Genomic DNA, 2,206 nt, shown 5'->3' with positions numbered 1-2,206 from the left:
GTAGGTCATTATAACGAAAAGGCAGCAGAAACCCTTTCTGAAAATGAAGATACCATTGATATGTACGAAGATGTAATTTCTACATATCTTGTAAAGTTAAGCCAGAAAAATCTTTCTGAAAATGACAGTAAAAGCGTTCAGCGTGTTCTTCACGGAATAGGTGACTTTGAACGAATCAGCGACCACGCAATGAATATTGTAAGTGCCGCAAAAGAAATTGAAGAGAAAAAAGCGGTATTCTCAGAAGAGGCAATGGCAGGACTTCATGTTATGATGGACGCTGTAAAAGAAATTATCAACAATGCAACCCTTGCTTTTATCAACAATGATGTAAAGCTTGCGGCTAAGGTTGAACCGCTTGAGCAGGTTATTGACCGCATCAGGGATAAGCTTAAAGAAGCTCATGTAAAGCGCCTTACAAACGGCGAATGTACAATCGAGCTTGGCTTCATTTTCTCTGATCTCATTACGAGTATGGAAAGAGTTTCCGACCACTGTTCAAACATCGCAGTCGGTGTTATTGAAATTAATAATAACGGCTATGATGCTCACGAATATCTTCACGAGCTTAAAAACTCAGACGATATTCAGTACAATGCTGATTATAAGGAGTACAAGAAAAAGTACGCACTTCCTGCATCAGCTCTTATGAAAAAATAATAAATTCAGCACACAGCAATTTTGATATGCACCCCAAAAGTTAGACAATTTTGGAGGTGCATATTTTTATAGATGACAAAGTAAAAAAATTATGTTATTATATATTATTATGACTATGATTGATTAGGGGTAGATTAGTTTGGCAAAGGCAGTTCCGCTTTTTAGCGGCAGTAAAGGAAACAGCTATTTTCTCGGTACATCAACACAAGGGGTGCTTATTGACGCAGGTCGTTCCTGTAAGCAGATTGAAAACGCATTGCTTGCAAACTCCATAGACCCACGCATTATAGGTGCTGTGTTCATCACACATGAGCATACCGACCATTGCAGTGCAATAAAGGTGCTTGCCTCACGCTATAATTTTAAGGTGTATGCAAGCAAGGGTACGCTTCAGGCTCTTGAAAATTCAAATAAGCTTGATAAGCGTTTTGAAACCGAGGTAATTGAAAATGAAATAGCAGTTGGCGATATGCTTGTTAAGCGAATTGATACACCACACGATGCCGCCGAAAGCTGTTGCTACAGCGTCACACTTGCAGATGGCAAGACTGGCACAATAGCTACAGATATGGGTTATATGACAGCTGATGTACGAAATGCTGTTGCTCACAGTAACTTTGCCGTAATTGAGTCTAACCACGATGTCGATATGCTCAAAAATGGCCCGTATCCTTTTGTACTTAAAAGGCGAATACTCTCAAAGTACGGTCATTTGTCAAATTCAGACTGTGCCTCGGAGCTTGCAGGACTTGTGCAGTCAGGCACATTAAGACTTATGCTCGGTCATCTCAGTGAACAGAACAATACTCCGTCAATAGCGTTAAATACAGCCGTAAACGAGCTTTCAAAATATGGAATGAAGCGGGGAATTGACTACACACTCGACATTGCTCCGGTAGAAACCAACGCAAAAAGCGTGATTTTTTAGTGGTGAAAAATGATTAGAATAAATATAATTTGTATTGGAAAAATTAAAGAAAAATATTTTACGGACGCTATTTCTGAGTATGCAAAGCGACTTACAGCTTTTTGTAAATTTGCGGTTGTAGAGCTTGCTGAGGAAAAAATCAGAAATAATAATCCTAATCAGGCTGAAATTTCAGAGGTAATTGAGGCTGAGGGAGAGAGAATTTTAAAGAAAATAGGTGCAGGCGACTATGTTGTTGCAATGTGCATTGAGGGCAAACAGCTTTCAAGCGAGGAGCTTTCGGCTATGCTTGACAATGCGGCAATCACAGGCAAGAGCACAGTTGATTTTATTATCGGCGGCAGCTACGGCCTTAGCAATAAAGTTAAGAGCAGAGCCGATTTCAAGCTTTCAATGAGCAAAATGACCTTCCCTCATCAGATGGCACGAATGGTGCTTTCAGAACAGATTTACCGTGCATTTGAGATTTCAACAAACGGCAAGTATCATAAGTAGAGGTAAAAAATGGCATTAGACGGAATTTTTTTAAGATATATTAAGCACGAAATTGAAACCGAGGCACTCGGTGCAAGAGTGTCACAGATTTATCAGCCAAACAGAGATGAACTTGTGTTTGCT

The 2,206-nt window shown here is 39.8% G+C and carries 3 protein-coding genes; all 3 read left to right on the top strand.

All coding sequences use genetic code 11. The features are described from left to right. Positions 1 to 660: PhoU domain-containing protein (locus ACJMMI_RS08465; RefSeq protein WP_405354930.1), on the top strand; the 660-nt coding region annotated here is incomplete at its 5' end. Positions 661 to 799: 139 nt separating this feature from the next. After that, positions 800 to 1,588 carry an MBL fold metallo-hydrolase gene (locus ACJMMI_RS08460; protein WP_405354928.1) on the top strand — a complete coding sequence of 263 codons (789 nt, stop codon included), beginning with the start codon at positions 800 to 802 and terminating at the stop codon, positions 1,586 to 1,588. Between the two features lie 9 nt (positions 1,589 to 1,597). Further along, complete coding sequence (gene rlmH / locus ACJMMI_RS08455; RefSeq protein ID WP_405354926.1) at positions 1,598 to 2,083, top strand: 23S rRNA (pseudouridine(1915)-N(3))-methyltransferase RlmH; 486 nt, start codon at positions 1,598 to 1,600, stop codon at positions 2,081 to 2,083. Positions 2,084 to 2,206: the final 123 nt, after the last annotated feature.

Source organism: Ruminococcus sp. (genome assembly GCF_045129435.1).
Lineage (GTDB): Bacteria > Bacillota > Clostridia > Oscillospirales > Acutalibacteraceae > Ruminococcoides.
This window is presented reverse-complemented; position numbering and strand designations above follow the sequence as displayed.